Source organism: Paenibacillus sediminis (assembly GCF_017873765.1).
In the GTDB taxonomy this organism is placed as follows: Bacteria; Bacillota; Bacilli; order Paenibacillales; family Paenibacillaceae; genus Paenibacillus_AG; species Paenibacillus_AG sediminis.
Map to the genome: position 1 here is coordinate 478,395 of NZ_JAGGKP010000001.1, position 21,591 is coordinate 499,985.

A 21,591-nucleotide genomic window follows, 5' to 3' on the forward strand; every position below is an offset into this window, starting at 1 on the left:
TAGTATAACGGATGTGTTGTCAATGTCATTTAGTATGACAGGATATGGTCAATCTGCCGTCGTTTTTGGCGGCTATAAAATTCAATTTGAAATTAAATCCGTCAATCATAGGTACAGTGAAGTTGTTTTCCGGATGCCCCGGGAATGGACATGCTATGAGGATGCTCTGCGACGTGTAGTTCAATCACATGTCAAAAGAGGACGGATTGATGTGTTTATTAACAAAGAAATCGATGCTGACAATCGTCTCAGCGCAGTTTTAAATGTCCCGGTTGTAGAGGCGTATTTGCATGCGGCACAGGAACTCAAAGAGAAATTCGGGCTGGACGATACGATCACAGCTAAAGATATACTATCTTTGCCTGATGTGCTTGTAACTCCGGAAATTTCGAGTTCTTCATTAAATGAAGATCAAGGCTTTGATCGTGTGCTTCAAGAAGGGTTAGAGCAAGCGCTGCAAGGACTTTTAAATATGCGCAGAAATGAAGGCAGTCATCTGGCTCAGGATATAGAGAAGCGCCTGAGAAAATTAGAATCGCATCATAATGATCTCAAACGTTTAGCTCCTGTTGTCGTGAGCGATTATCGCGAGAAGTTAAGACGCCGTCTCACAGAACTGCAGGATGAATCGTTCGGGTTTGATGAATATAAATTTGGAATGGAAATCGCTGTGTTTGCTGATCGTTCCAATATCGATGAAGAACTGACTCGTCTGCATAGTCATTTTGAACAATGCAGAGGACTGCTGGGCGCTGATGAACCGGTAGGGCGTAAGCTTGATTTTTTAATTCAGGAAATGAACCGGGAAGTCAATACGATTGGATCGAAAGCCAATCATTTGGCTCTTGTCAATAGTGTTGTCGAAATGAAAGCAGAATTGGAGAAAATTCGCGAACAAGCTGCGAATATTGAATAGTTCAAGTCGAATTTCGGCAAGTCTGAGTCAAATTATAGGGGGAAGAACCTAAACATGGCAATTAAACTTATTAACATCGGCTTCGGGAATATCGTATCGGCTAACCGAATTATTTCCATTGTAAGTCCGGAATCCGCACCTATTAAACGGATTATTCAAGAAGCAAGAGATCGGCATATGTTGATCGATGCTACTTACGGGCGCCGTACACGTGCTGTCATTATTACAGACAGCGATCACGTTATTTTATCAGCGGTTCAACCGGAGACGGTAGCCCATCGTTTATCTACGAAAGACGATGACAACGACGAATAATGATGGAGAAAAATATGGACAAGGGATTACTTATTGTTTTATCAGGACCTTCTGGGGTCGGTAAAGGCACAGTGTGCAGTGCGCTTCGCAAGCAGATGCCGGAGCTTGTCTACTCGGTTTCTGCAACGACTCGAGCACCTCGGGTTGGCGAACAAGATGGCGTGAATTATTTTTTCAAAAGCCATGAACAATTTCAAGAAATGATTAAGAACGATCAATTGCTGGAATACGCCGAATACGTAGGCAATTATTACGGAACACCGCGTGATTTTGTGGAAGAGACGTTAGCAAGCGGCAAAGATATCATTCTCGAAATTGAAGTGCAAGGCGCTCTCAAAGTGAAAGAAAAGTTTCCGGAAGGCGTTTTTATTTTCTTACTGCCTCCTTCACTAGATGAACTGAAGGGACGTATCACAGGCCGCGGTACTGAGTCGCAAGATACGATAGACCATCGTATGACTGTGGCTGTGGATGAAATGAATTTGATTAAGCATTATGATTACGCGGTAGTAAACGATGAAATCGATCTTGCCTGCAAACGGATTGAATCAATCATTACCGCCGAGCATTGTAAAGTAAGAAAGTAAGCAGAACTAAATTTATTTTTAGTAACTACAAAAAGAAGAGGTGCTTTTAAGTGCTGTACCCATCCATTGATGAAATGTTGAAAAAAGTTGATAGCAAATATTCGCTAGTTGTTGCGGCTTCCCGCCGTGCTAGACAACTTCGAGACGGTGAGAAGAGCGAGCTCAAGCAATTCAAATCACACAAATATGTGGGAATGGCTTTAGAAGAAATCTACGGGGATTATATAAAGATTGAACAAAGCGATTCGGAGAATACTCCAGAACGTTAAAATCAATAGCAACATCATTTATACGCCTCCGGGCTACTTTACGACAACCGAAAGGTTGTTATTTTTTTCTGTGCTTGCACATGAAAAGGGGGATTCATTCGCATGTTGAACGGTAAAAAAATCGTACTCGGTGTTACAGGCGGCATCGCTGCCTATAAAGCGGCTTCGCTCTGCAGTAAACTTGTCCAAAAGGGGGCGGACGTTCATGTCATTATGACATCATCAGCAACGCGCTTTATTACGGAGCTCACGATGCAGACGATATCTCGCAATCCGGTATATACGGACACTTTCGATGAGCGGGAACCTTCGGTTGTGTCGCATATTCACTTAGCTGACCTTGCAGATCTTATTATCGTTGCGCCGGCGACAGCGAATATCATTGCTAAGATGGCTCATGGCCTTGCTGACGATATGTTATCGACGACACTGCTTGCAACGACAGCTCCCATTATGGTTGCTCCAGCAATGAACGTCCATATGTACCAGCATCCTGCCGTGATGGATAATATGATGAAGCTTGTTTCACGCGGTGTATCTATGATCGAACCTGGCGAAGGACTCCTTGCATGCGGATATGTTGGCAAAGGCCGGCTGGAAGAACCAGAGACTATTGTGCAAGTGATCGAGCGCTTCTTTGAGAATAGGGAACAAATTTCGGCTGAAAAGGCTCGTCTTCAAGGGAAAAAAGTAGTGGTTACCGCAGGCGGAACGGTTGAACGAATTGATCCTGTACGTTACATTACCAATGACTCCTCTGGCAAAATGGGGATTGCTATTGCGAAAGCAGCCCGAGATATGGGCGCGCACGTACATCTTATTGCAGGTAATACTCAGGTTGAAATTCCAGAAGGTATTACTGTTACTAAGGTTCAGTCAGCACAGGATATGTATGAAGCGGTTATGGAAGTTTGGGAGCAGACAGATCTGCTAGTCAAAGCTGCGGCTGTTGCTGATTATCGTCCCAAAAATAAAGTCGATCAAAAAATGAAAAAGAGCGGAAGTGAAATGACGCTCGAACTTGTAAAAACGATCGATATTCTTGAAACTTTGGGGTCTAAGAAAAAAAATCAGTTTTTAATCGGATTTGCTGCAGAAACGAATGATGTAGAGAAATATGCGATTGATAAGCTTCATCGTAAAAATTGCGATTTGCTTGTAGCCAACGATGTAACGCAAGATGGAGCGGGATTTGGTACGGACACGAATAGTGTTTTCATTTTTGATAAGAATGGTCTTGTAGAGCAGTTGTCTCTTTTGCCCAAAGAAGAAGTGGCAAGACGTCTGCTGCTCATTGCAGCTGACCGAATGGCAGAGGTGTCTTCATAATGGAAATGGCAAGAGTTATCGTCGATGTGCCAAGCAAAGGAACGAATCGGCCTTTTGACTACCTCATACCTGAATCGATGCGAGATTGGATTGAAGTGGGGAGTCGTGTCGGTGTTCCTTTCGGTCATCGGACGGTTCAAGGCTTCGTTGTATCTCTGCATGATAAACCTGAGATGGATATTTCCAAGATGAAGCCTATTCAAGAGCTGCTTGATTTAGTGCCGCCGCTTCCGCCTGATTTAGTTGAGCTGGCAAGCTGGATGAGCGAGAAATATGCCTGTCATGAAATGACTGCGCTCCAGGCGATGATTCCGTCTGCCCTAAAAGGGAAAGCAGAAAGATATGTAAGCGTGTCAGAGGAGAGCGACCTGGACGAGGAAGAAGAAAGTGACCTGCTTCTCATCCCGAAAACGCGTGAGGAAGAACAATGGGAGCGGATTATTGTTGGGTTTATCCGCCAGAATGGACCTGTTCGCATGGAACAGTTAAGCAGCCGATATCCTGAGCAAGCAGGCATTATTAAATCACTCATTCGGAGGGGTGTTCTTCAAGAAACACAGAACATTCGCGACAAAGTGCAGAAGAAGACGCTGAAAACCGTTATTCTCAATGTGAGTGAGAATGAAACGGAGCAAGTTCTTCAGTCATTTTCAGCAAAAGCGCGTCGGCAGAAGGAAGTGCTGCAGTTTTTGCTGGAAATGAACTTTCCAATGACTCTAAAAGAAGTGATGTCGGTTCTGCAAGTGACGGCTGGAACAGTCAAAGCTTTGGAAGAGAAGGGCTATGTGAAGATCGAGGAAGTGGAAGTGTTCCGCGATCCTTATAAAGGACGGAAGTTTAAGCCTACGTCACCCCTTCCGCTTACTAAGGAGCAACAGACTGTCTTTGATTCAATCACACGGGGGTTAAATACACTCAATTATGGGGCATATTTACTTCATGGTGTAACAGGCAGCGGTAAGACGGAAATATATTTACAGACAATTGAACGCTGTCTCTCTCTCGGACGACAAGCGATCGTTATGGTTCCTGAAATCTCGCTTACGCCGCAAATGGTTGAGCGATTCAAGGGGCGTTTTGGTTCTAGGGTAGCTGTCCTGCACAGCCGCTTGTCCGGAGGAGAACGTTATGATGAATGGCGCAAAATCCGCGAGGGTAAAGTTCAAGTTGCTATTGGTGCACGTTCGGCGGTATTTGCTCCTTTTACCAATCTAGGACTTATAATTATGGATGAAGAGCATGAGACTTCTTATAAGCAAGAGGAGAGTCCGAAATATCATGCTAGAGACGTGGCGATTAAGAGAGCACATCAGCACGGAGCAGTGGTCATCCTGGGCTCAGCTACTCCTTCACTAGAGAGCTACTACGCGGCTAGATCACAGAGTAATTCAGAGTTTGCTCCAATCTTGCTGGAGATGCACAGCCGTGCTCTTGGCAGCAATCTTCCTGAAGTCCATATTATTGATATGCGTAATGAACTGCGTGACGGCAATCGCTCGATGTTCAGCCGCAAACTTCATCAAGGAATTGCTGCTAGACTTGAGCGCGGTGAACAGATGGTGCTGCTGTTAAACCGCCGCGGTTACTCTACGTTTGTGATGTGCCGCACATGCGGTTATGTGGCGAGCTGTCCAGAATGTGATATCTCACTAACCTATCATCAAAAATCGAACAACATGCGCTGCCATTATTGCGGTTATGCTGCTCCTGCTCCAGCGATTTGCCCAGATTGCGGAAGCGAACATATTCGTTACTTCGGAACAGGTACTCAGCGGGTTGAGGAAGAACTTGCGAAGCTGTTCCCTGGAATCCGCGTCATACGGATGGATGTGGATACAACAACAGAGAAAGGGTCTCATGAGCGGCTTTTAAACCAGTTTCGAGAGAAAAAAGCAGATGTTCTCCTTGGAACACAGATGGTGGCGAAGGGACTCGATTTCCCTGATGTAACGCTCGTCGGTGTCATTACAGCTGACTCGGCACTGAACTTGCCAGATTTCAGAGCTGCAGAGAAGACATTTCAGCTGCTGACGCAAGTTGCGGGCAGAGCGGGCAGGCATCATTTGCCGGGTGAGGTGTTTATTCAATCTTATACACCGGATCATTATTCAATTATCCATGCCAGCAGACACGATTATTCTAATTTTGTTCGTGAAGAGCTGAAACACCGTATGGCGCTTAGTTATCCGCCATATTGCAGGCTGATTCTCGTCACTTTCTCTCATGAAAAATTGCCGCTCGTTGTACGGATGGCAGAAAATTTCTCTACAGAGCTGCAAGCTAAAGCGAGAAAATTAGGATGGTACGGGGGCCTGGATCGACTGACGAGTGCCGCACTGGAAGTGCTGGGACCGGTCGCATCTCCTATTCCGAGAATTAAAAATAGATACAGATTTCAATGTATGATAAAATGTCGTGGAGACATCGATGCTGTCGAATTAACAAAACAAGTGGCGTCTGAGATCGAAAACTCAGTTCATGACGCCCATTTTCAGATTAGTATTGATGTCGATCCGCAAATGTTAATGTAAGTCATCATATAAATAAATAAAGCAGATAAATTTAAAGCTCTGAGGATGGTGTCCATATATGGCAATTCGATTAATCGTTAAAGAACCTGATCAAGTGCTTCATAAGGTTGCAAAAGAAGTGACTAAAATCACGCCAAATGTTCAAAAATTACTAACAGATATGGCGGAAACAATGTATGATGCAGATGGTGTGGGCTTGGCAGCTCCGCAAGTTGGCATTCTCAAACGTATCATCGTTGTAGATGTGGGTGATGAGCACGGCTTGATTGAACTCATCAACCCTGAAATTATAGATCAAGAGGGCGAACAGCTTGGACCTGAAGGATGCCTTAGTATTCCAGGGTTAAATGGAGAAGTGCGTCGCGCTTTTAAAGTAACAGTCAAAGGATTAGACCGTAATGGCAATGAAATTACGATTACGGGAACGGATCTTCTCGCACGGTGCTTCCAACATGAAATTGATCATTTGAACGGAGTATTGTTTACGGACATCGCAGAGAAGGTATATCCTGTCACTAACGATCGTCCGGTGAGGGAGTGACTTGGGAGCATGAATATCGTTTTTATGGGAACACCGGCATTTGCCGTTCCTTCTCTTGAAATGCTTATCGAAGAAGGATATAACATCGTGGGTGTAGTCACACAGCCGGATCGTCCACAAGGACGTAAGAAAGTGCTCATGCCTACTCCTGTCAAAGAAGTTGCGTTAAAGCACGGCTTGCCCGTGCTTCAACCGCAGCGCATGCGCAGTCCGGAAGCGATCGCAGAAGTCGCGGCCTTGAAGCCCGATCTAATTATAACGGCTGCGTACGGGCAAATTATACCTAAAGATATTCTCGATCTGCCGCGGCTAGGATGTATTAACGTCCACGGTTCGCTCTTACCTAAATATCGCGGCGGCGCTCCGATTCAACGTGCCATTATCAATGGCGAGACGGAGACTGGCATTACGATTATGTACATGGCTGAAGGGCTCGATACAGGAGATATGATTACCCGTACGGTCGTGCCTATTGAAGATGAAGATACATCTGGTACGATGTTTGAGAAACTAAGCTATGCGGGAGCTGAACTTCTGAAGGCAACATTGCCTGACTTAATTGCAGGTCGTGTGACGAGAACACCTCAAGATGACAGTGAAGCAACCTATGCTAAAAACTTAACTCGCGAGGATGAAAAAATAGATTGGTCGAAAACTTCCCGCGACATTTACAACCAAGTACGCGGGCTCGTTCCTTTTTCCGGCGGCTTTACTCTGTGGGAAGGCGAAGTGTTCAAAGTATGGGCAGTGAAGAAGCCTGGTACATATACGCCTGCGGCAAGTTCTGAAGTGCCGGGAACGGTTCTTTCCTTGACAGATCAAGGCATTGAAGTTAAGAGCGGAGACGGCTCTGTATGGCTGACCAAGGTACAGCCTGCAGGCAAAAAAGTGATGGATGCTGAGCAGTTTATTCGAGGAACGTCGATGAAGAAGGGAACGGTGCTTACGTGAGCGGGAAGAGCTATAAAGTCAAGGGGACTAAACCGACAGCTAGAGAGACCGCTCTTGATGTGCTCACCAAAGTGGAAGAGGAAGGCGCTTATAGTAATTTGCTGCTGAATCAATATTTGCAGTACGCCGAGCTATCCAAAGCGGATGCAGGACTCGCCACAGAGCTTGTGTATGGTACCATCTCAAGACTGAATACAATCGATTATTTTCTAGATACATTTGTGAACAAAGGAGTACGTAAGTTGCAACCTTGGGTACGGGGCCTGCTGCGCCTTAGCTTTTATCAGCTTCATTATTTGGACAGGATTCCTGCGCACGCGGCTGTGAATGAGGCGGTAAACATCGCAAAACGGCGCGGTCATCAAGGGATATCAGGCATGGTCAATGGTGTACTGCGAAATGTACTCCGCCGGAAGGACGAGCTTGTGTTGCCTGACAACTTACCTGTAGCCAAACGTATTGCTCTCGAGCATTCCCATCCTGAGTGGCTAGTAGCACGCTGGATTAAGCAATACGGAGAAGAAACGGCAGAGGAGATTTGCAAAGCTAATAACGAGCCACCTGCAGTAAGTGTTCGTGTGAATACTTTGAAGACGAATCGTGACGCGCTCATGGAACAGATGACAGAAGCGGGGTGTGAGGTGGTTCCTTCTACGCTGTCTAAGGACGGCATCGTAGTTCTATCTGGCGGCAATATGGCGCTTACGAACTGGTATAAACAAGGGTTATTCTCGATTCAGGATGAAAGTTCAATGCTTGTTGCAGAGAGAGTTGCGCCTCAGCCGGGAATGCGCGTGCTTGACTGCTGCGCAGCTCCTGGAGGTAAGACAACTCATATGGCTGAGAAGATGAACGATGAAGGGCAAATTATTGCGAACGATGTTCATCCTCATAAGAAGAAGTTGATTGATGAGCAGGTTAAGCGGCTCGGTCTTACGAGTGTTGAAACGACGGTAAGCGATGCGCTGACATTAGCGAAACAATACGCTCCTCAATCGTTTGATCGGATATTGCTTGATGCCCCGTGCTCTGGTTTTGGCGTTATACGCCGGAAGCCGGACTTGAAATGGGCAAAGACTCCCGAAGATATTAAAGATATTTCAGCTTTGCAGTATGAATTGTTGCAATCCGTCTCTACGCTGCTTCGTCCAGAAGGTGTGCTCGTATACAGTACCTGTACAATTGAAAAGGATGAAAATGAGGCAATTGTAAATCGTTTCATTGAGGAACACCCTCAATTTAAGGCAACATTCGAGCAGATTTTGCCGCATCAGCATCATTCTGATGGATTCTTTATTGCTCGTATTCAGAAAGCATAATAAGCCTTGTGAACCCGCAGGTTGTAATCGCCGCGGGTTTCCCTCTTTTATCATCGCTTTCATTTGTGCTAAAATAGGACGAATGAGATACAATAACGTAAATGAAATAGAAAGAATAGGTGTGAGAATATGAAACCTTTTATATATGACTATTCACTAGAAGAGCTCCAAGATTGGGCGAAAGAGAACGGAGAGCCTGCGTTTCGCGGCGAACAAATATTTGATTGGCTGTATGTAAAAAGAGTAACTTCTTTCGATGAGATGACGAACCTATCGAAAGGGCTGCGTCAAAAATTGAACGATCAATTCAGCTTCGTAACGCTGAGTGAAATTACAAGGTTTGAATCCAAGGACGGCACAGTGAAATTTCTGTTCGGACTGCATGATGATCACGCCATCGAGACCGTTATTATGAAACATAACTATGGCAATAGTATTTGCGTAACGACACAAGTTGGATGCAGAGTCGGCTGTACTTTCTGCGCATCGACTCTAGGCGGATTGAAAAGGAACTTAACCGCGGGCGAAATAGTCGCTCAAGTGGTTGAAGCTCAGCGCATTCTTGATAAAGTCGGCGAGCGTGTCAGCAGCATTGTTATTATGGGTACTGGTGAGCCGTTCGAGAACTATGATGCAACGATGAAATTTTTGCGCATTATGATTCACGAAAAAGGGCTAAATATCGGACAACGTCATATTACTGTATCGACAAGCGGAATTGTTCCGAGCATTTATAAATTTGCAGATGAGAACACACAAATTAATTTGGCAATTTCGATTCATGCGCCGAACGATGCGCTTCGCTCGAAGTTAATGCCGGTTAACCGCCGTTTTCCTTTTGCTGAAGTGATGGAAGCTTTGCGGTATTATATAGCGAAAACAGGCCGCCGCATTACTTTTGAATATGCGTTAATCGGCGGAGTGAACGATCAGCCGGAACATGCTGAAGAGCTTGCGAGTGTAATTAAAGACATGCTCTGTCATGTGAATTTAATTCCTGTTAACTACGTGCCTGAACGTAAATATGTACGGACTTCACGGAATGACATCTTCCAATTCCAGCGCATTCTCGCGGATAAAGGAATTAACGTTACGATACGCCGGGAACAGGGCCATGACATTGCCGCAGCTTGCGGACAATTGCGAGCGAAGCATATGGAGTCTAGTGCGAGGTGAGTAAATTTGATCAAAGCAGTTCATGTCAGTGATGTAGGACGCGTGCGTTCTAAGAATGAAGATTCTTCTTGGATTAATAGCTTAGAACACGGTTATACGCTTGGCATTGTAGCGGATGGTATGGGTGGACATCAGGCTGGAGATATCGCCAGCCGGTTAGCTGTCGAAACGATCGCTGCAGATCTTTCTTCCTTAGAAGCCGGATTGTCCTTAGATGCTTGCAAAGCAGCATTAAGTGATGCCATTATGCATGCTAATGAGGTCATTTATACGAAAGCTTCTCAAGATGAGCAGTATTATAACATGGGTACAACTGTTGTAGCGGTTCTGCTGCAGGGCGGCACAGGTGTTATTGGTCATGTTGGCGATAGCCGTGCTTACAAAGTGAAGAGAGAAGAAATTATTCAGTTAACAGAAGATCATACTCTTGTAAATGAGCTGCTTAAAAATGGGCAAATTAGCCAAGAACAAGCGGATTATCATCCGCATCGCAATGTGATTACTAGAGCGCTGGGTACAGATTTGGAAGTGACGATTGATTTTGATCATGTTGCCTTGAATCCAGGTGAAGTGCTTCTGCTATGTAGCGACGGTCTAAGCAATCTGTTATCAACTGCTCAGATGGCACAGGTAATAGCCTTACAAGAGCTTTCTTTGGAAGCCAAAGCGGAACGATTGCTTCAGCTTGCGCTGCATGCCGGAGGCGACGATAACATTACTGTGGCCTTGTTTGAAGTCGTAGAGGAGACTGCCGATCTAGGTATGAAGGGGTGGAATTCATGATCGGATACCAATTAGGCGGTCGATATGAAATTATTGAACGTATTGGCGGCGGCGGAATGGCCCTTGTCTATAAAGCTCATGATATTTTATTGAATCGTAATGTCGCTATTAAAGTTCTGCGTCAACAGTTCGTACACGATGAAGAATTCATTCGACGCTTTCGGCGCGAAGCGCAGTCGGCCGCATCGCTGTCGCATCCTAATGTGGTAAGTATTTATGATGTAGGTCAAGAAGATGATATCCATTATATTGTTATGGAATGTGTAGAAGGTCAGAATCTTAACGAAATTATAAAAGAGCGGGCACCTTTGCAAGTAGAAGAAGCTGTGCGAATTGCATCACAAATTTGTGATGCGCTCGATCATGCCCATCAGAATCAAATAATTCATCGAGATATTAAACCGCATAATATATTAATTGGTAGAAACGGACGAGTGAAAGTTACTGATTTCGGTATTGCCAGGGCCGTTACATCTACAACGATTACGCAGACTGGTTCTGTAGTTGGGTCGGTGCATTATTTTTCACCTGAGCATGCAAAAGGAGTAGCTACGGGTGAGAAATCGGACTTGTATTCTTTAGGTATCGTTTTATATCAAATGTTAACCGCACGTCTGCCTTTTCTCGGTGAAAGTCCGATCAGCGTTGCTTTGAAGCACCTTCAGGAGCAATTTGAAGAGCCGCGCGCAGTGAACCCATTGATCCCGCAAAGCGTGGAAAATATTATTCTAAAATCGATGCGTAAAAATCCGAACGAGCGATACCAGTCGGCGAAGGAAATGCTCCTTGATTTGGACACATGCCTCCTGCCAGATCGCCTTCATGAACCGAAAATTACGTTTTCGGATCATGATGATACGGATCAAACTCGCGTTGTTCCTGCAATTAAGCCGCAAATGCCTAGGGTCTCTGAAGCGTCAACGGCTGCGGATTCGAGCGAGAAAATGGATACAGGTCATAAAGATGCTCAGCCAAAACGGGGAAAACCTTGGGTCAAGCCTACAATATGGGTAGGTGTGACTTTGTTGTTCCTAGGCATTATGCTTGGTGTCGTTTGGTATGTAAAAACAGAACTTGTTGTTCCTGACGTGGAAGTGCCAAATGTCGTTAATGTGCAAGAAGATCAAGCCCGTAAGATGCTGACAGAAGCAGGAATTGAAGTGGACGATAAGGTCATCAGGCAATATAAAGAAGGCTTTGCTCCTGGTGTTGTCTTTGATCAGAGCAAGCCTGCTGGAACTAAGGTGAAAAAGGGATCGATCATTCAATTGTCTGTCAGTATGGAGAAGCCTCTTACGAAGATGCCTGATCTGAAGGGGATGACGTACGAGGAAGCGACTAAAGCTTTATATCTACTAGATATTAAGGAAAATCAAATTACACAGACTAGTGAATACAGTGAGACCGAAGCGGGTAAAGTGATTTCTCAAACGCCTGGTGTGAACGAGGAATTTGATCCAGCATCCGTTCAAATCAAGTTAACGATCAGCAAGGGACAAGAATCGGTTAATATGCCGAATCTAGTAGGTATGTCTAAAGAAGAAGCAGAGGCCAAAATTAAAGAATTAGGCTTAGTGCTTGCTGATGATGGAATCAAGGAAGAGCCGAGCTTTACTCAGGAAGCAGGCAAGGTTGTGAAGCAGTGGCCGTATGAGCCGAATACAGCGGTTACTCCGGGGTCTGAGGTGACGCTGTTCATTAGCTCAGGTTACCCTCCTGAGGCGCTAAATTATACGTTCAATTTGCCAGTAGCTCCAGCTCAAGAGGGCACACCTAGCAAGATTCGGATTGTATATACGGATGCGCGGGGCGAAAATCAAGAGTGGGGCACACGCACCATTTCAACGACAGAAATTTTCTCGATTGATTTAGTGCTGGCACCAAACAAAGATGCCGTTGTTTCTGTATATCGGGATGGTCAATTTTACGACACGTACCCAATCTCGTATAGAGATGCTAAAGAAGAAACAGTAGTTATTCCAACAGTGGAGCCGCAGACGGATACTCCTCCTGATGATAACGGCACACCGCCGACAGGTCTTGGAGACTATAACGCCAATAGTAACCATGATACGGCCATCATTCCTGGTAATGATAACCCTAAGGATAAGAAGCATTCAAAGGGTGGATTTGTGAAAGCTAGATCTGACTCGAAACATTAGCCGAATACTACAGATTTACACAGAAAGTGAGGACAGCAATGAATGCCAGAAGGTCTAATCGTTAAGGCTCTGAGCGGATATTATTATGTGAAGCCCGAGGAAGCCGCTCCCACCAAAACCATTGTTCAATGTAGAGCGCGCGGTATATTTAAGAAGAGAGGCGTCTCCCCTTTGGTGGGGGACCGCGTTATTTATTCACTGACTGAAAATGGGGAAGGAACAGTGGATGGAATTTTACCACGAGAGTCGGAACTCATTAGGCCGCCGATTGCGAATGCTCGGCTTGCCGTCCTCCTTTTCTCGTTGCGAGAACCTGATATGAATTTGCAGCTTTTGGACAAGTTTCTTGTCCATATTGAGCATGCTGGACTGAACGCATTGATCTGTTTAACGAAGGCTGATTTGCTTCATGAGGATCAAGACCATATTGCTGAGCAAGTAGCGAAGCAGTATCGTGAGATCGGGTACGAGGTGATCGTCACAAGTTCCGTGACAGGTGAAGGGAAAGATGAGCTTAAGAATCGATTGGCTGGTGAAATCAGTGTATTTTCCGGACAATCCGGTGTTGGCAAATCGTCACTGTTAAATGCTATGCTAGGTTTAGAACTCGAAACGAGTGCGATTAGTATGAAGCTTGGACGCGGTAAGCATACGACTCGGCACGTAGAATTAATAGAGCTTGAAAATGGGGGCTATATTGCGGATACGCCAGGCTTTAGCCAGCTTGATTTTTTGGAACTCGGAGTAGAAGAGCTCTCCTCCTGTTTCCGTGAATTTGTACCGTATGCTTCTGAATGCAAGTTCAGAGGCTGCAGTCACCTTCATGAACCTGGATGTCAGGTTATTAAGGCCAAAGAAGAAGGAAAGATAGCGGAGAGCCGCTATGAGCATTATGTTCAATTTTACAATGAAATGAAAGAGAAGAAGCGGAGGTATTAACAAGCATGATTAACATCGCGCCATCCATTTTATCAGCAGATTTTGGAAAACTAGGGCCGGAAGTTGCAGAAGTGACGCAAGGCGGAGCAGACTTTATTCATATCGATGTGATGGACGGACACTTTGTCCCTAACTTAACATTTGGTCCACTCGTTATGGATGCGGTAAAACCGTATACAACGATTCCACTCGATGTTCATTTAATGATTGATAATCCTGAACAATATATTCCTGCATTCGCTAAAGCCGGTGCATCGTTCATTACCGTTCATGCGGAAGCATGCACACATTTGCACCGTGTCGTTCATATGATTAAAGAGCTGGGCGTTAAAGCGGGGGTAGCCATTAACCCGGGTACTCCAGTGTCCGCAGTAACCGAAGTGCTCGAAGATTTGGATATGGTTCTCGTCATGACCGTAAATCCTGGATTCGGGGGACAAGCATTTATTCCTCGCACATTGCGTAAAATTAAGGAGCTACGTCAGCTTGCGGGTGAGCTTCAAATGCCTGATCTCTTAATTGAGGTAGACGGCGGTATTACGGCAGAGACTGCACCTCTTGTTGTAAATGCTGGTGCCAATGTTCTTGTTGCGGGGAGTGCTATTTTCGGAAAAGAGGATCGTGCTGCGGCCATTGCGGAAATTAGAAACAGCTGCGCGAAATAAAAATAATTCTATTTATGATGTTGCACTAATTTAGACACTTGTATTATGGTATAGGGCATGCTTTACGTGCATAAACATGATTACATGAGCAGGGTTCTCATGTAGTCATTTTTTTATGGATTAACACACACCAAAAGGCTCGGTGCATATACTTGGTACATGAGAGTGATGGGGAGGGTGAAGCATGAAATTTTACACATTCAAGCTGCCTAAATTTCTAGGAGGATTTGTGAAGGCAATCTTGAACACATTTAATAAAAGTTAAATGAGAGAGAAGCCTTCGGACTGCTGATGAGACTGACAGGCGTATATCTCTCAAAAAAGGCATTAAAAAAGCACCTCCACGAATAAGGTGCTTTTTGTTTATATGCTCATTTCGTTACACGCGAGTCACTTTACCAGACTTCAATGCCCGAGTGCTGACATAGACACGTTTTGGTTTTCCGTCAACCAAGATCCGAACTTTTTGCACGTTTACGCCCCAAGAACGACGGTTACGATTGTTAGCGTGAGATACATGGTTACCACTTCCAGGTTTTTTACCTGTCACATAACATTTGCGAGACATAGATAATTACACCTCCTTGTTCAAAAAACACCTGCATGAAACAATACTTAAATATAATATCACAGCAAAAAAACCTTCGTCAACCAATCTAAAAACTTTATTTATTTCTCGCTTCTCTTATAGTACAATGTTGATTAGTCCATAATACATCAGAGGAGGGGTGAAAGCCTCATGGCTATTGAACTAAATACGGAATATGGTAAAGTAAACGTAGCGAACGAAGTGGTAGCGGTGATCGCAGGATCAGCTGCCATGGAATGTTATGGACTTGTAGGCATGGCAAGCCGTAAACAATTGAAAGACGGTATTGCTGAATTACTAGGGCGTGAAAATTTAGCTCGCGGTGTGGAAGTTCGATTAGAAAATAATATGATCGAAGTTGATCTATATATTATCGTCAGTTATGGAACCAAAATATCCGAGGTTGCCCACAATATCCAACAAAAAGTGAAGTACGTTCTAAATGAAATTATTGGTCTACAGGTGAACACAGTGAACATCTTGGTACAGGGTGTTCGTGTATCAAGCTAGGAAGGGGAATTCTTTTGAGTAAGCGTTCTATCAATGGAACAGAATTTACGGCCATGGTGTTAGCCGGAGCAGAGCGGTTACATTCGCATGCGGAACACGTCAATTCCCTAAATGTTTTTCCGGTACCTGATGGTGATACAGGGACAAACATGAATTTGACGATGACCGCTGGTGTGACTGAATTGAAAAAAAACACATCTAAAAGTCTTGGCGATGCTGCAGTTACATTGTCTAAAGGACTTCTTATGGGTGCACGGGGGAACTCAGGCGTTATTTTATCTCAATTATTCCGTGGTTTCAGCCGTTATGCAGCCCAGTACGAGGAATTAAATACAACTCAGTTTGCAGCAGCTCTCCAAAGCGGTGTAGATACGGCGTATAAAGCGGTTGTTAAGCCGGTAGAGGGCACAATTCTCACTGTCGCCAAAGAAGCGGCTAAACATGCTGTATTCTATGCTCGCCGCACGACGGATATGATTGAATTGATGGGCGAAGTATTAGCCAAGGCAAAGGAAGCGTTAACTCATACACCTGAATTGCTGCCTGTACTTAAACAAGTAGGCGTAGTAGATTCCGGCGGACAAGGTCTTGTTTATATTTATGAAGGATTTATGCATTATTTAGAAAATGGAACGCCGGTCTCAACAGGTTCATACGCTGTATCGGGACAAGCCCAAGCAGTTGCAGCGCCAACGGCACAAGTTAAAATGCCGGTTGCTTCTGATCTGCCTCAATCAGCACAATCCAGACTTCATACAGAAGACATTGAATTTTTGTATGATATGGAATTTTTCATTAACCGGCAGATTGGTGAAATTAAAGGGGCTGCATTTGATGAAGAGCAATTCCGGAAAGCGCTGTCAAAAAATGGAGATTCTATCATTGTCATTGCCGATGATGAAATTATAAAAGTCCATGTTCATTCTAAAGCTCCTGGTGAGGTGCTTAATTTGGCGCTTCAATACGGTGAAATTACGCAAATTCACATTCTTAACATGAGAGAGCAGCATCGTGAATTATTAGCTACAGGAATGGATAGTGCGCCAATGCCTGAAGTGTTCGCGGAAATTCCGATGGAACAGGTGAAAGCAGCTGATCCTGCAGAGCCGCCAGCCGATGAAATTGCGCCTTACGGCTTCATCGCAGTTGCTTCCGGACAAGGGATTACAGACATATTCAAGAGCTTAGGTATAGATGTTGTATTGTCAGGCGGTCAGACGATGAACCCGAGCACAGAGGATTTTGTGAATGCAGTACGCTCTATTTCGGCGCAGCACATTTATATTTTGCCGAACAACTCGAACATCGTACTTGCAGCACAGCAAGCTCGTGATTTGCTTGAAGATGAGCGCAGTGTAACGGTCATTCCGAGCAAGAGCATTCCGCAAGGGATTGCTGCAGCATTCGCTTTCCAAGAGGAAGAAGATATAGAAGTGAACACGGACAATATGCTGCAAGCGATTAGCCATGTGAAGTCTGGACAAGTGACGTACGCGGTTCGCGACACGCAATTAGATGGACTGGAAATTAAAGCAGGCAACTACATTGGTATTGAAAATTCTAAAATTGTAGCCACAGAAGAACAGCTGATTACAACTTGTAAAGAGTTACTCTCGAAGATGATTCAAAATGGTGATGAAGTCGTTACGATCATTGCGGGAGAAGACGCTAAACCTGATGAGACTTCTAATCTTGCGGCTTGGCTGGAGCAGCAATATCCAGGAGTAGAATTGGAAGTTCATGATGGCGGCCAACCGATTTACTATTATTTATTTTCAGTGGAAGCGTAAAGGTTGAAAAAAATGATGGGTGAAGGGGCTGTTATTCATGAGTAAAGTTGTAATTATGACAGACAGTACGGCTGACATTCCAGATGAGCTTGTGCAGAAATATAATATTCAAGTCGTGCCGCTGCAGTTAGTGTTTGGAGATCAGACGTTTATGGACGGTGTCGACATTACAGCGGCTGAGTTTTATGCCAAACTGCGCCAATCTTCGACGTTGCCGACAACTTCCCAACCTGCACCTGCTGTATATGTAGATGCATATGAACAAATTGCTAAGAAATATCCAGGAAGTCCGATTGTATCCATTCATCTCTCGTCAGGGATGAGTGGTACTTATCAATCCGCTCGGTTAGCTGCAACTATGGTCGAGGCTGACGTAGACATCACAGCTATCGATTCATTGTCTGCATCTTACGGATACGGTCAGATGGTTGTTGAAGCAGCTAGACTTGCTGCTGAAGGTAAATCTGTGGAAGAGATTGTGGCTGTTGTTGAGAAGTTCAAGAAAGAGCGTAAGCTGTATTTCCTCGTAGATACGCTTGAATATTTGCAAAAAGGCGGACGAATCGGTAAAGCAGCCGCAATGATTGGTACATTGCTTAATATTAAACCTATTCTTTCCATCGACGATGAAGGTATTATTTACGCTGTAGAGAAAGTGCGTGGTCATAAAAAGGCTGTAGCACGTACGATCGAATTATTTAAACAACATTTTGACGGCAAAAAACTGCACGTTGCTATCGGGCATACCGCGAATCAAGCTTCTGCAGAGCAATATCTAACTCATTTGCAAAGTGAGTTTGAGATTGAAGATGTTGTGTTTACGAATATAGGTCCAGTTATTGGTTCTCATGTTGGTGAAGGAACCATTGCCGTCTTCATATGGCCTGCGAGCTAGGATAAGGGACCTCTAAGATGACTGCTAGTATTGATCAAATTCCAGTGAGCAAGGTTCGCGGCGTGAGTGCTCTCAAAGAGGGGGAGCTTCACGCCTTTGGTATCTCTACAGTTAAAGAGTTATTGGAATATTTTCCATTCCGATATGAAGATTATCGCCTTCGCAGCTTGAGTGATATTAAGGATGGGGAGAAGGTAACGGTACAGGCGGAAATTGCAGGCGTTCCTGTACTGCAAAGATTTGGCCGAAAATCGAGATTAAGCTGCAGAATGATTGCAGATCAGTGGATGTTCACTGCGACTTGGTTCAACCGTCATTTTCTTAAGGATCAGCTTACCGCCGGGCGTGAAATTGTACTGACAGGTAAATGGGATCAGCGTAGAATGCAGCTTACCGTATCGGAGTCGGAGTTTCCAGATCGGGGCATTCAGCGGAGCGGCAGTCTGCAGCCCGTATATTCTGTTGGGGGCAAAATTACGCAATCGTGGATACGTAAAACGATGGGACAAGCATTGGAACAGTTTGGTGATATGATCCCAGAGATTCTGCCTCAAGAACTTATCCGCAAGTATGATCTCATGCCAAGACGGCAAGCTATTTTGCGTATTCATCAGCCTCAAGACAGCCGGGAAGGTCAAGAGGCTAGACGGCGTATGGTTTACGAGGAATTGTTCCTATTCCAGCTCAAACTGCTTGCTTATCGTGCGATTAACCATGAGCGAGTTGATGGAGTTCAGCACGAGGTTGATAATGCGACGATTCGGCAGTTCGTGCGCAGTCTGCCATTTGAACTAACGGATGCTCAGAAAAAAGTTGAGCTTGAAATTTTACGCGATATGCGTTCTCCAACAAGTATGAATCGTCTGCTTCAAGGTGACGTCGGTTCGGGGAAAACGGTTATTGCAGCGATCGCTTTATATGCCACAGTGAAGTCTGGTTTTCAAGGGGCGCTTATGGTGCCTACGGAAATATTAGCGGAACAGCATATGCGTTCCCTCCAGAAATTGTTCGAGCCTTTTGGCATTACAATTGGACTTCTTACTTCGAGCGTTACAGGCCGTAAACGTAAAGATTTACTCGCATCACTGCAGATGGGGCTTATCGATATTGTCGTAGGTACACATGCGCTTATCCAAGAAGATGTATATTTCCGCAAGCTTGGGCTCGTCGTCACAGATGAGCAGCACCGTTTTGGCGTCAATCAGCGAAGCATATTACGGCGTAAAGGGTTTAATCCTGATGTGCTGACGATGACTGCCACTCCAATTCCGCGTACGCTGGCTATTACTGCGTTTGGCGATATGGATGTGTCGACAATTTCCGAACGTCCGAAAGGGAGAAAGCCGATCAAGACTTACTGGGTGAAGCATGAGATGCTGGATCGGGTACTTGGGTTTATTTCGAGGGAAGTAGATCAAGGAAGGCAGGCATATCTCATTACTCCGCTCATCGAAGAGTCAGAGAAGCTCGACGTACAGAATGCGATTGATTTGCACATTCAAATGCAGCAAGCGTTCCCGAACTATAAAGTGGGACTGCTTCATGGGCGGATGAGCGCAGCAGAGAAGGATGAAGTGATGCGTGCTTTTAATAACAACGAGGTACAGCTGCTCGTTTCAACGACGGTTGTTGAAGTCGGCGTAGACGTACCTAATGCGACTTTAATGGTCATTATGGACGCGGACCGATTTGGATTATCACAGTTGCATCAGCTTCGCGGCCGGGTAGGACGAGGTCAGCATGAATCGTATTGCGTGCTCATTGCTGATCCTAAATCCGAGGTCGGTCAGGAGCGGATGAAGGTGATGACGGAGACGGATGACGGCTTTGAGGTATCGAGAAGAGATTTGGAGCTTCGTGGACCAGGCGATTTTTTTGGGACGAAACAGAGCGGACTTCCTGAATTCAGGCTAGCTGATATGGTTTCTGATTTTGCTGTGCTCGAACAAGCAAGAGATGATGCGGCTCGGCTCGTAGGCGATGAGTTCTTCTGGACTTCACCTTCCTATGAACCGCTTCGGGCATATTTACAGCAGGAACAAATCTTTCAAGGAGAAATGATCGATTAGGCACTTGGACATGCACACCGTCATATAATGGAGAATGACTCCAATTGTGACGGGAGGTGTCAATCGGCTTTGAGTTATTATCAGTACGGCATAAGTCCAGATCTTGTTGAACGAATCAAGCTGAAGATGAAGAACCCTGTAGCGAAGGAACGGATGAAGCGGGCACTTGAAGGGGTAACTAAATATGATTTGCAGGATCGTACCAAGGTGCGTAATCTTATTAAATCATCAGCGGTCATCTTAAATGAAAAGCTGACTGCAGCCCAAGAGGAGCAAATTATTCAATTTGTGATTGCTCAAAAAATTGATCCAAAGAACACGCTTCACCTTATTCGCCTGTGGAGTATGTTCCGTTAGTGTACTTAGAGCGGCTCATCATTTCAGAAAAACTGCTGGGCAGAGAACCTCAGCAGTTTTTTGGCGTGCGCTGCTTATGACGGTAACGCCTCGATGCATGCAGGACTGTTATTTTTGACGGAGTTGACGAGTGTGCTTACTGGATAAGCTTTCATTTCTTCCGCAGGGTAAGGGACAAGCAGCTGCTGAAGAGCCTCTATATTGTGATTGTCTCTTCGAAGCCATTCATCCTCGGCCTCCTGCGGTAGAATGACGGGCATCCGATCGTGGATTGGAGCCATTAATGAATTGGCGCTCGTTGTTATTATTGTGCATGAGCTGAGCTTTGTTCCATCTGGGTTAGTCCATGTATCGTACAGTCCGGCTAAGCTGAATATACCGCCGTCCTTCAGCCCAATACGATAAGGCTGTTTGCTTTCGGCTGTTAGTTGCCATTCATAAAAGCTGTCAGCTGGAATAATACATCTCTTACGTTCAAAGGGTAGCTTAAATGCCGGCTTGTGTGCGAGTGTTTCACTGCGTGCATTTATCATTTTGCCTGATACAGCAGGCTCTTTGGCCCATGAAGGGACAAGTCCCCATTTCAGCTCGCCAAGTCTATTCCTAGTTCCGTCATGGATAATGGCTAGCACTTGCTGGGTTGGAGCAACATTATATTGGGGATGATGATAGGAGATTGAATAGGTCATATGGACATCGTATCTAACGAGCAGTTGTTCCAACGATACTGTAAGTGTGAAGCGACCGCACATTTGTCCTTCGTAACCTCCTTGAAATTTATAATTTTACGTGAATATTTTATCTGAAAATGAGTATATCTTCTTTCATGCCTTGATACAAATGGCTGTGCTCGAAATAAATGAAAATTTCATTGGTGTATCCGCTGCATCATCGCTAT

At 44.9% G+C, this 21,591-nt stretch carries 22 protein-coding genes; 20 read left to right on the plus strand and 2 right to left on the minus strand.

From position 1 onward, the window contains the following. Window positions 1–22: 22 nt before the first annotated feature. From J2Z20_RS02185 to spoVM, 15 genes are all read left to right on the plus strand, one after another. Window positions 23–916 (plus strand): YicC/YloC family endoribonuclease, encoded by an 894-nt coding sequence (locus J2Z20_RS02185; protein WP_209844920.1) that lies wholly within the window; start codon window positions 23–25, stop codon window positions 914–916. 54 nt (window positions 917–970) lie between these two features. Beyond that, a complete protein-coding gene (gene remA, locus J2Z20_RS02190; protein WP_005548256.1) occupies window positions 971–1,231 on the plus strand; it encodes an extracellular matrix/biofilm regulator RemA in 261 nt (86 codons plus the stop codon). Between the two features lie 14 nt (window positions 1,232–1,245). After that, complete coding sequence (gene gmk / locus J2Z20_RS02195; protein WP_209844922.1) at window positions 1,246–1,818, plus strand: guanylate kinase; 573 nt, start codon at window positions 1,246–1,248, stop codon at window positions 1,816–1,818. A gap of 50 nt (window positions 1,819–1,868) precedes the next feature. Then, entirely contained in the window at window positions 1,869–2,087 is a 219-nt protein-coding gene (gene rpoZ, locus J2Z20_RS02200) for a DNA-directed RNA polymerase subunit omega (protein ID WP_209844924.1), read from the plus strand. A 102-nt stretch (window positions 2,088–2,189) separates the two neighbouring features. Beyond that, window positions 2,190–3,416 carry a bifunctional phosphopantothenoylcysteine decarboxylase/phosphopantothenate--cysteine ligase CoaBC gene (coaBC, locus tag J2Z20_RS02205; protein ID WP_209844931.1) on the plus strand — a complete coding sequence of 409 codons (1,227 nt, stop codon included), beginning with the start codon at window positions 2,190–2,192 and terminating at the stop codon, window positions 3,414–3,416. Further along, on the plus strand, window positions 3,416–5,947 hold the full coding sequence (gene priA, locus J2Z20_RS02210) for a primosomal protein N' (RefSeq protein ID WP_209844933.1): 2,532 nt from the start codon (window positions 3,416–3,418) through the stop codon (window positions 5,945–5,947). The genes coaBC and priA overlap by 1 nt, the downstream gene beginning before the upstream one ends. Window positions 5,948–6,005: 58 nt before the next feature. Next, the gene (gene def / locus J2Z20_RS02215; RefSeq protein ID WP_209844935.1) at window positions 6,006–6,488 is read left to right on the plus strand and encodes a peptide deformylase; all 483 of its coding nucleotides are present in this window, start codon (window positions 6,006–6,008) and stop codon (window positions 6,486–6,488) included. Window positions 6,489–6,497: 9 nt separating this feature from the next. Next, on the plus strand, window positions 6,498–7,439 hold the full coding sequence (gene fmt / locus J2Z20_RS02220) for a methionyl-tRNA formyltransferase (protein ID WP_209844937.1): 942 nt from the start codon (window positions 6,498–6,500) through the stop codon (window positions 7,437–7,439). After that, window positions 7,436–8,758 (plus strand): 16S rRNA (cytosine(967)-C(5))-methyltransferase RsmB, encoded by a 1,323-nt coding sequence (rsmB, locus tag J2Z20_RS02225; RefSeq protein WP_209844939.1) that lies wholly within the window; start codon window positions 7,436–7,438, stop codon window positions 8,756–8,758. Before fmt ends, rsmB begins: the two co-directional genes overlap by 4 nt. Window positions 8,759–8,887: 129 nt before the next feature. After that, window positions 8,888–9,934: a dual-specificity RNA methyltransferase RlmN gene (gene rlmN / locus J2Z20_RS02230; RefSeq protein ID WP_209844941.1), complete on the plus strand. Its 1,047-nt coding sequence runs from the start codon at window positions 8,888–8,890 to the stop codon at window positions 9,932–9,934. A 6-nt stretch (window positions 9,935–9,940) separates the two neighbouring features. Beyond that, window positions 9,941–10,717, plus strand: coding sequence for a Stp1/IreP family PP2C-type Ser/Thr phosphatase (locus J2Z20_RS02235; RefSeq protein WP_209844943.1), 777 nt, complete (start codon window positions 9,941–9,943; stop codon window positions 10,715–10,717). Further along, window positions 10,714–12,879, plus strand: coding sequence for a Stk1 family PASTA domain-containing Ser/Thr kinase (pknB, locus tag J2Z20_RS02240; protein WP_209844945.1), 2,166 nt, complete (start codon window positions 10,714–10,716; stop codon window positions 12,877–12,879). Before J2Z20_RS02235 ends, pknB begins: the two co-directional genes overlap by 4 nt. Window positions 12,880–12,921: 42 nt before the next feature. Continuing rightward, window positions 12,922–13,818 carry a ribosome small subunit-dependent GTPase A gene (rsgA, locus tag J2Z20_RS02245; protein ID WP_209844947.1) on the plus strand — a complete coding sequence of 299 codons (897 nt, stop codon included), beginning with the start codon at window positions 12,922–12,924 and terminating at the stop codon, window positions 13,816–13,818. A gap of 5 nt (window positions 13,819–13,823) precedes the next feature. Then, window positions 13,824–14,483, plus strand: coding sequence for a ribulose-phosphate 3-epimerase (gene rpe / locus J2Z20_RS02250; protein WP_209844949.1), 660 nt, complete (start codon window positions 13,824–13,826; stop codon window positions 14,481–14,483). A 184-nt stretch (window positions 14,484–14,667) separates the two neighbouring features. Then, the gene (gene spoVM, locus J2Z20_RS02255) at window positions 14,668–14,748 is read left to right on the plus strand and encodes a stage V sporulation protein SpoVM (protein ID WP_036696910.1); all 81 of its coding nucleotides are present in this window, start codon (window positions 14,668–14,670) and stop codon (window positions 14,746–14,748) included. 114 nt (window positions 14,749–14,862) lie between these two features. On the opposite strand, the gene rpmB is transcribed toward spoVM, so the two are convergent. After that, complete coding sequence (rpmB, locus tag J2Z20_RS02260; protein ID WP_081992147.1) at window positions 14,863–15,051, minus strand: 50S ribosomal protein L28; 189 nt, start codon at window positions 15,049–15,051, stop codon at window positions 14,863–14,865. 171 nt (window positions 15,052–15,222) lie between these two features. Here rpmB and J2Z20_RS02265 point away from each other — a divergent pair, with 171 nt between their 5' ends. From J2Z20_RS02265 to J2Z20_RS02285, 5 genes are all read left to right on the plus strand, one after another. Beyond that, window positions 15,223–15,582: an Asp23/Gls24 family envelope stress response protein gene (locus tag J2Z20_RS02265; protein ID WP_209844951.1), complete on the plus strand. Its 360-nt coding sequence runs from the start codon at window positions 15,223–15,225 to the stop codon at window positions 15,580–15,582. Window positions 15,583–15,596: 14 nt separating this feature from the next. Then, window positions 15,597–17,372 carry a DAK2 domain-containing protein gene (locus J2Z20_RS02270; RefSeq protein ID WP_209844953.1) on the plus strand — a complete coding sequence of 592 codons (1,776 nt, stop codon included), beginning with the start codon at window positions 15,597–15,599 and terminating at the stop codon, window positions 17,370–17,372. A gap of 37 nt (window positions 17,373–17,409) precedes the next feature. Continuing rightward, a complete protein-coding gene (locus tag J2Z20_RS02275; protein WP_209844955.1) occupies window positions 17,410–18,267 on the plus strand; it encodes a DegV family protein in 858 nt (285 codons plus the stop codon). Window positions 18,268–18,284: 17 nt separating this feature from the next. Next, complete coding sequence (gene recG, locus J2Z20_RS02280) at window positions 18,285–20,336, plus strand: ATP-dependent DNA helicase RecG (protein ID WP_209844957.1); 2,052 nt, start codon at window positions 18,285–18,287, stop codon at window positions 20,334–20,336. A 69-nt stretch (window positions 20,337–20,405) separates the two neighbouring features. Next, window positions 20,406–20,693 (plus strand): stage VI sporulation protein F, encoded by a 288-nt coding sequence (locus J2Z20_RS02285; RefSeq protein WP_209844958.1) that lies wholly within the window; start codon window positions 20,406–20,408, stop codon window positions 20,691–20,693. A 74-nt stretch (window positions 20,694–20,767) separates the two neighbouring features. Here J2Z20_RS02285 and J2Z20_RS02290 read toward each other — a convergent pair whose 3' ends face one another. Further along, a complete protein-coding gene (locus tag J2Z20_RS02290) occupies window positions 20,768–21,445 on the minus strand; it encodes an SOS response-associated peptidase (RefSeq protein ID WP_209844960.1) in 678 nt (225 codons plus the stop codon). Window positions 21,446–21,591: the final 146 nt, after the last annotated feature.

Bases quoted from the DNA above. Each gene is read 5' to 3' on its own strand.
- J2Z20_RS02185 (WP_209844920.1), top strand. From the start codon at position 23: ATGTCATTTAGTATGACAGGATATGGTCAATCTGCCGTCGTTTTTGGC.
- remA (WP_005548256.1), top strand. From the start codon at position 971: ATGGCAATTAAACTTATTAACATCGGCTTCGGGAATATCGTATCGGCT.
- gmk (WP_209844922.1), top strand. From the start codon at position 1,246: ATGGACAAGGGATTACTTATTGTTTTATCAGGACCTTCTGGGGTCGGT.
- coaBC (WP_209844931.1), top strand. From the start codon at position 2,190: ATGTTGAACGGTAAAAAAATCGTACTCGGTGTTACAGGCGGCATCGCT.
- priA (WP_209844933.1), top strand. From the start codon at position 3,416: ATGGAAATGGCAAGAGTTATCGTCGATGTGCCAAGCAAAGGAACGAAT.
- def (WP_209844935.1), top strand. From the start codon at position 6,006: ATGGCAATTCGATTAATCGTTAAAGAACCTGATCAAGTGCTTCATAAG.
- fmt (WP_209844937.1), top strand. From the start codon at position 6,498: ATGAATATCGTTTTTATGGGAACACCGGCATTTGCCGTTCCTTCTCTT.
- rlmN (WP_209844941.1), top strand. From the start codon at position 8,888: ATGAAACCTTTTATATATGACTATTCACTAGAAGAGCTCCAAGATTGG.
- pknB (WP_209844945.1), top strand. From the start codon at position 10,714: ATGATCGGATACCAATTAGGCGGTCGATATGAAATTATTGAACGTATT.
- rsgA (WP_209844947.1), top strand. From the start codon at position 12,922: ATGCCAGAAGGTCTAATCGTTAAGGCTCTGAGCGGATATTATTATGTG.
- rpe (WP_209844949.1), top strand. From the start codon at position 13,824: ATGATTAACATCGCGCCATCCATTTTATCAGCAGATTTTGGAAAACTA.
- spoVM (WP_036696910.1), top strand. From the start codon at position 14,668: ATGAAATTTTACACATTCAAGCTGCCTAAATTTCTAGGAGGATTTGTG.
- rpmB (WP_081992147.1), bottom strand. From the start codon at position 15,051: ATGTCTCGCAAATGTTATGTGACAGGTAAAAAACCTGGAAGTGGTAAC.
- J2Z20_RS02265 (WP_209844951.1), top strand. From the start codon at position 15,223: ATGGCTATTGAACTAAATACGGAATATGGTAAAGTAAACGTAGCGAAC.
- J2Z20_RS02275 (WP_209844955.1), top strand. From the start codon at position 17,410: ATGAGTAAAGTTGTAATTATGACAGACAGTACGGCTGACATTCCAGAT.
- recG (WP_209844957.1), top strand. From the start codon at position 18,285: ATGACTGCTAGTATTGATCAAATTCCAGTGAGCAAGGTTCGCGGCGTG.
- J2Z20_RS02290 (WP_209844960.1), bottom strand. From the start codon at position 21,445: ATGTGCGGTCGCTTCACACTTACAGTATCGTTGGAACAACTGCTCGTT.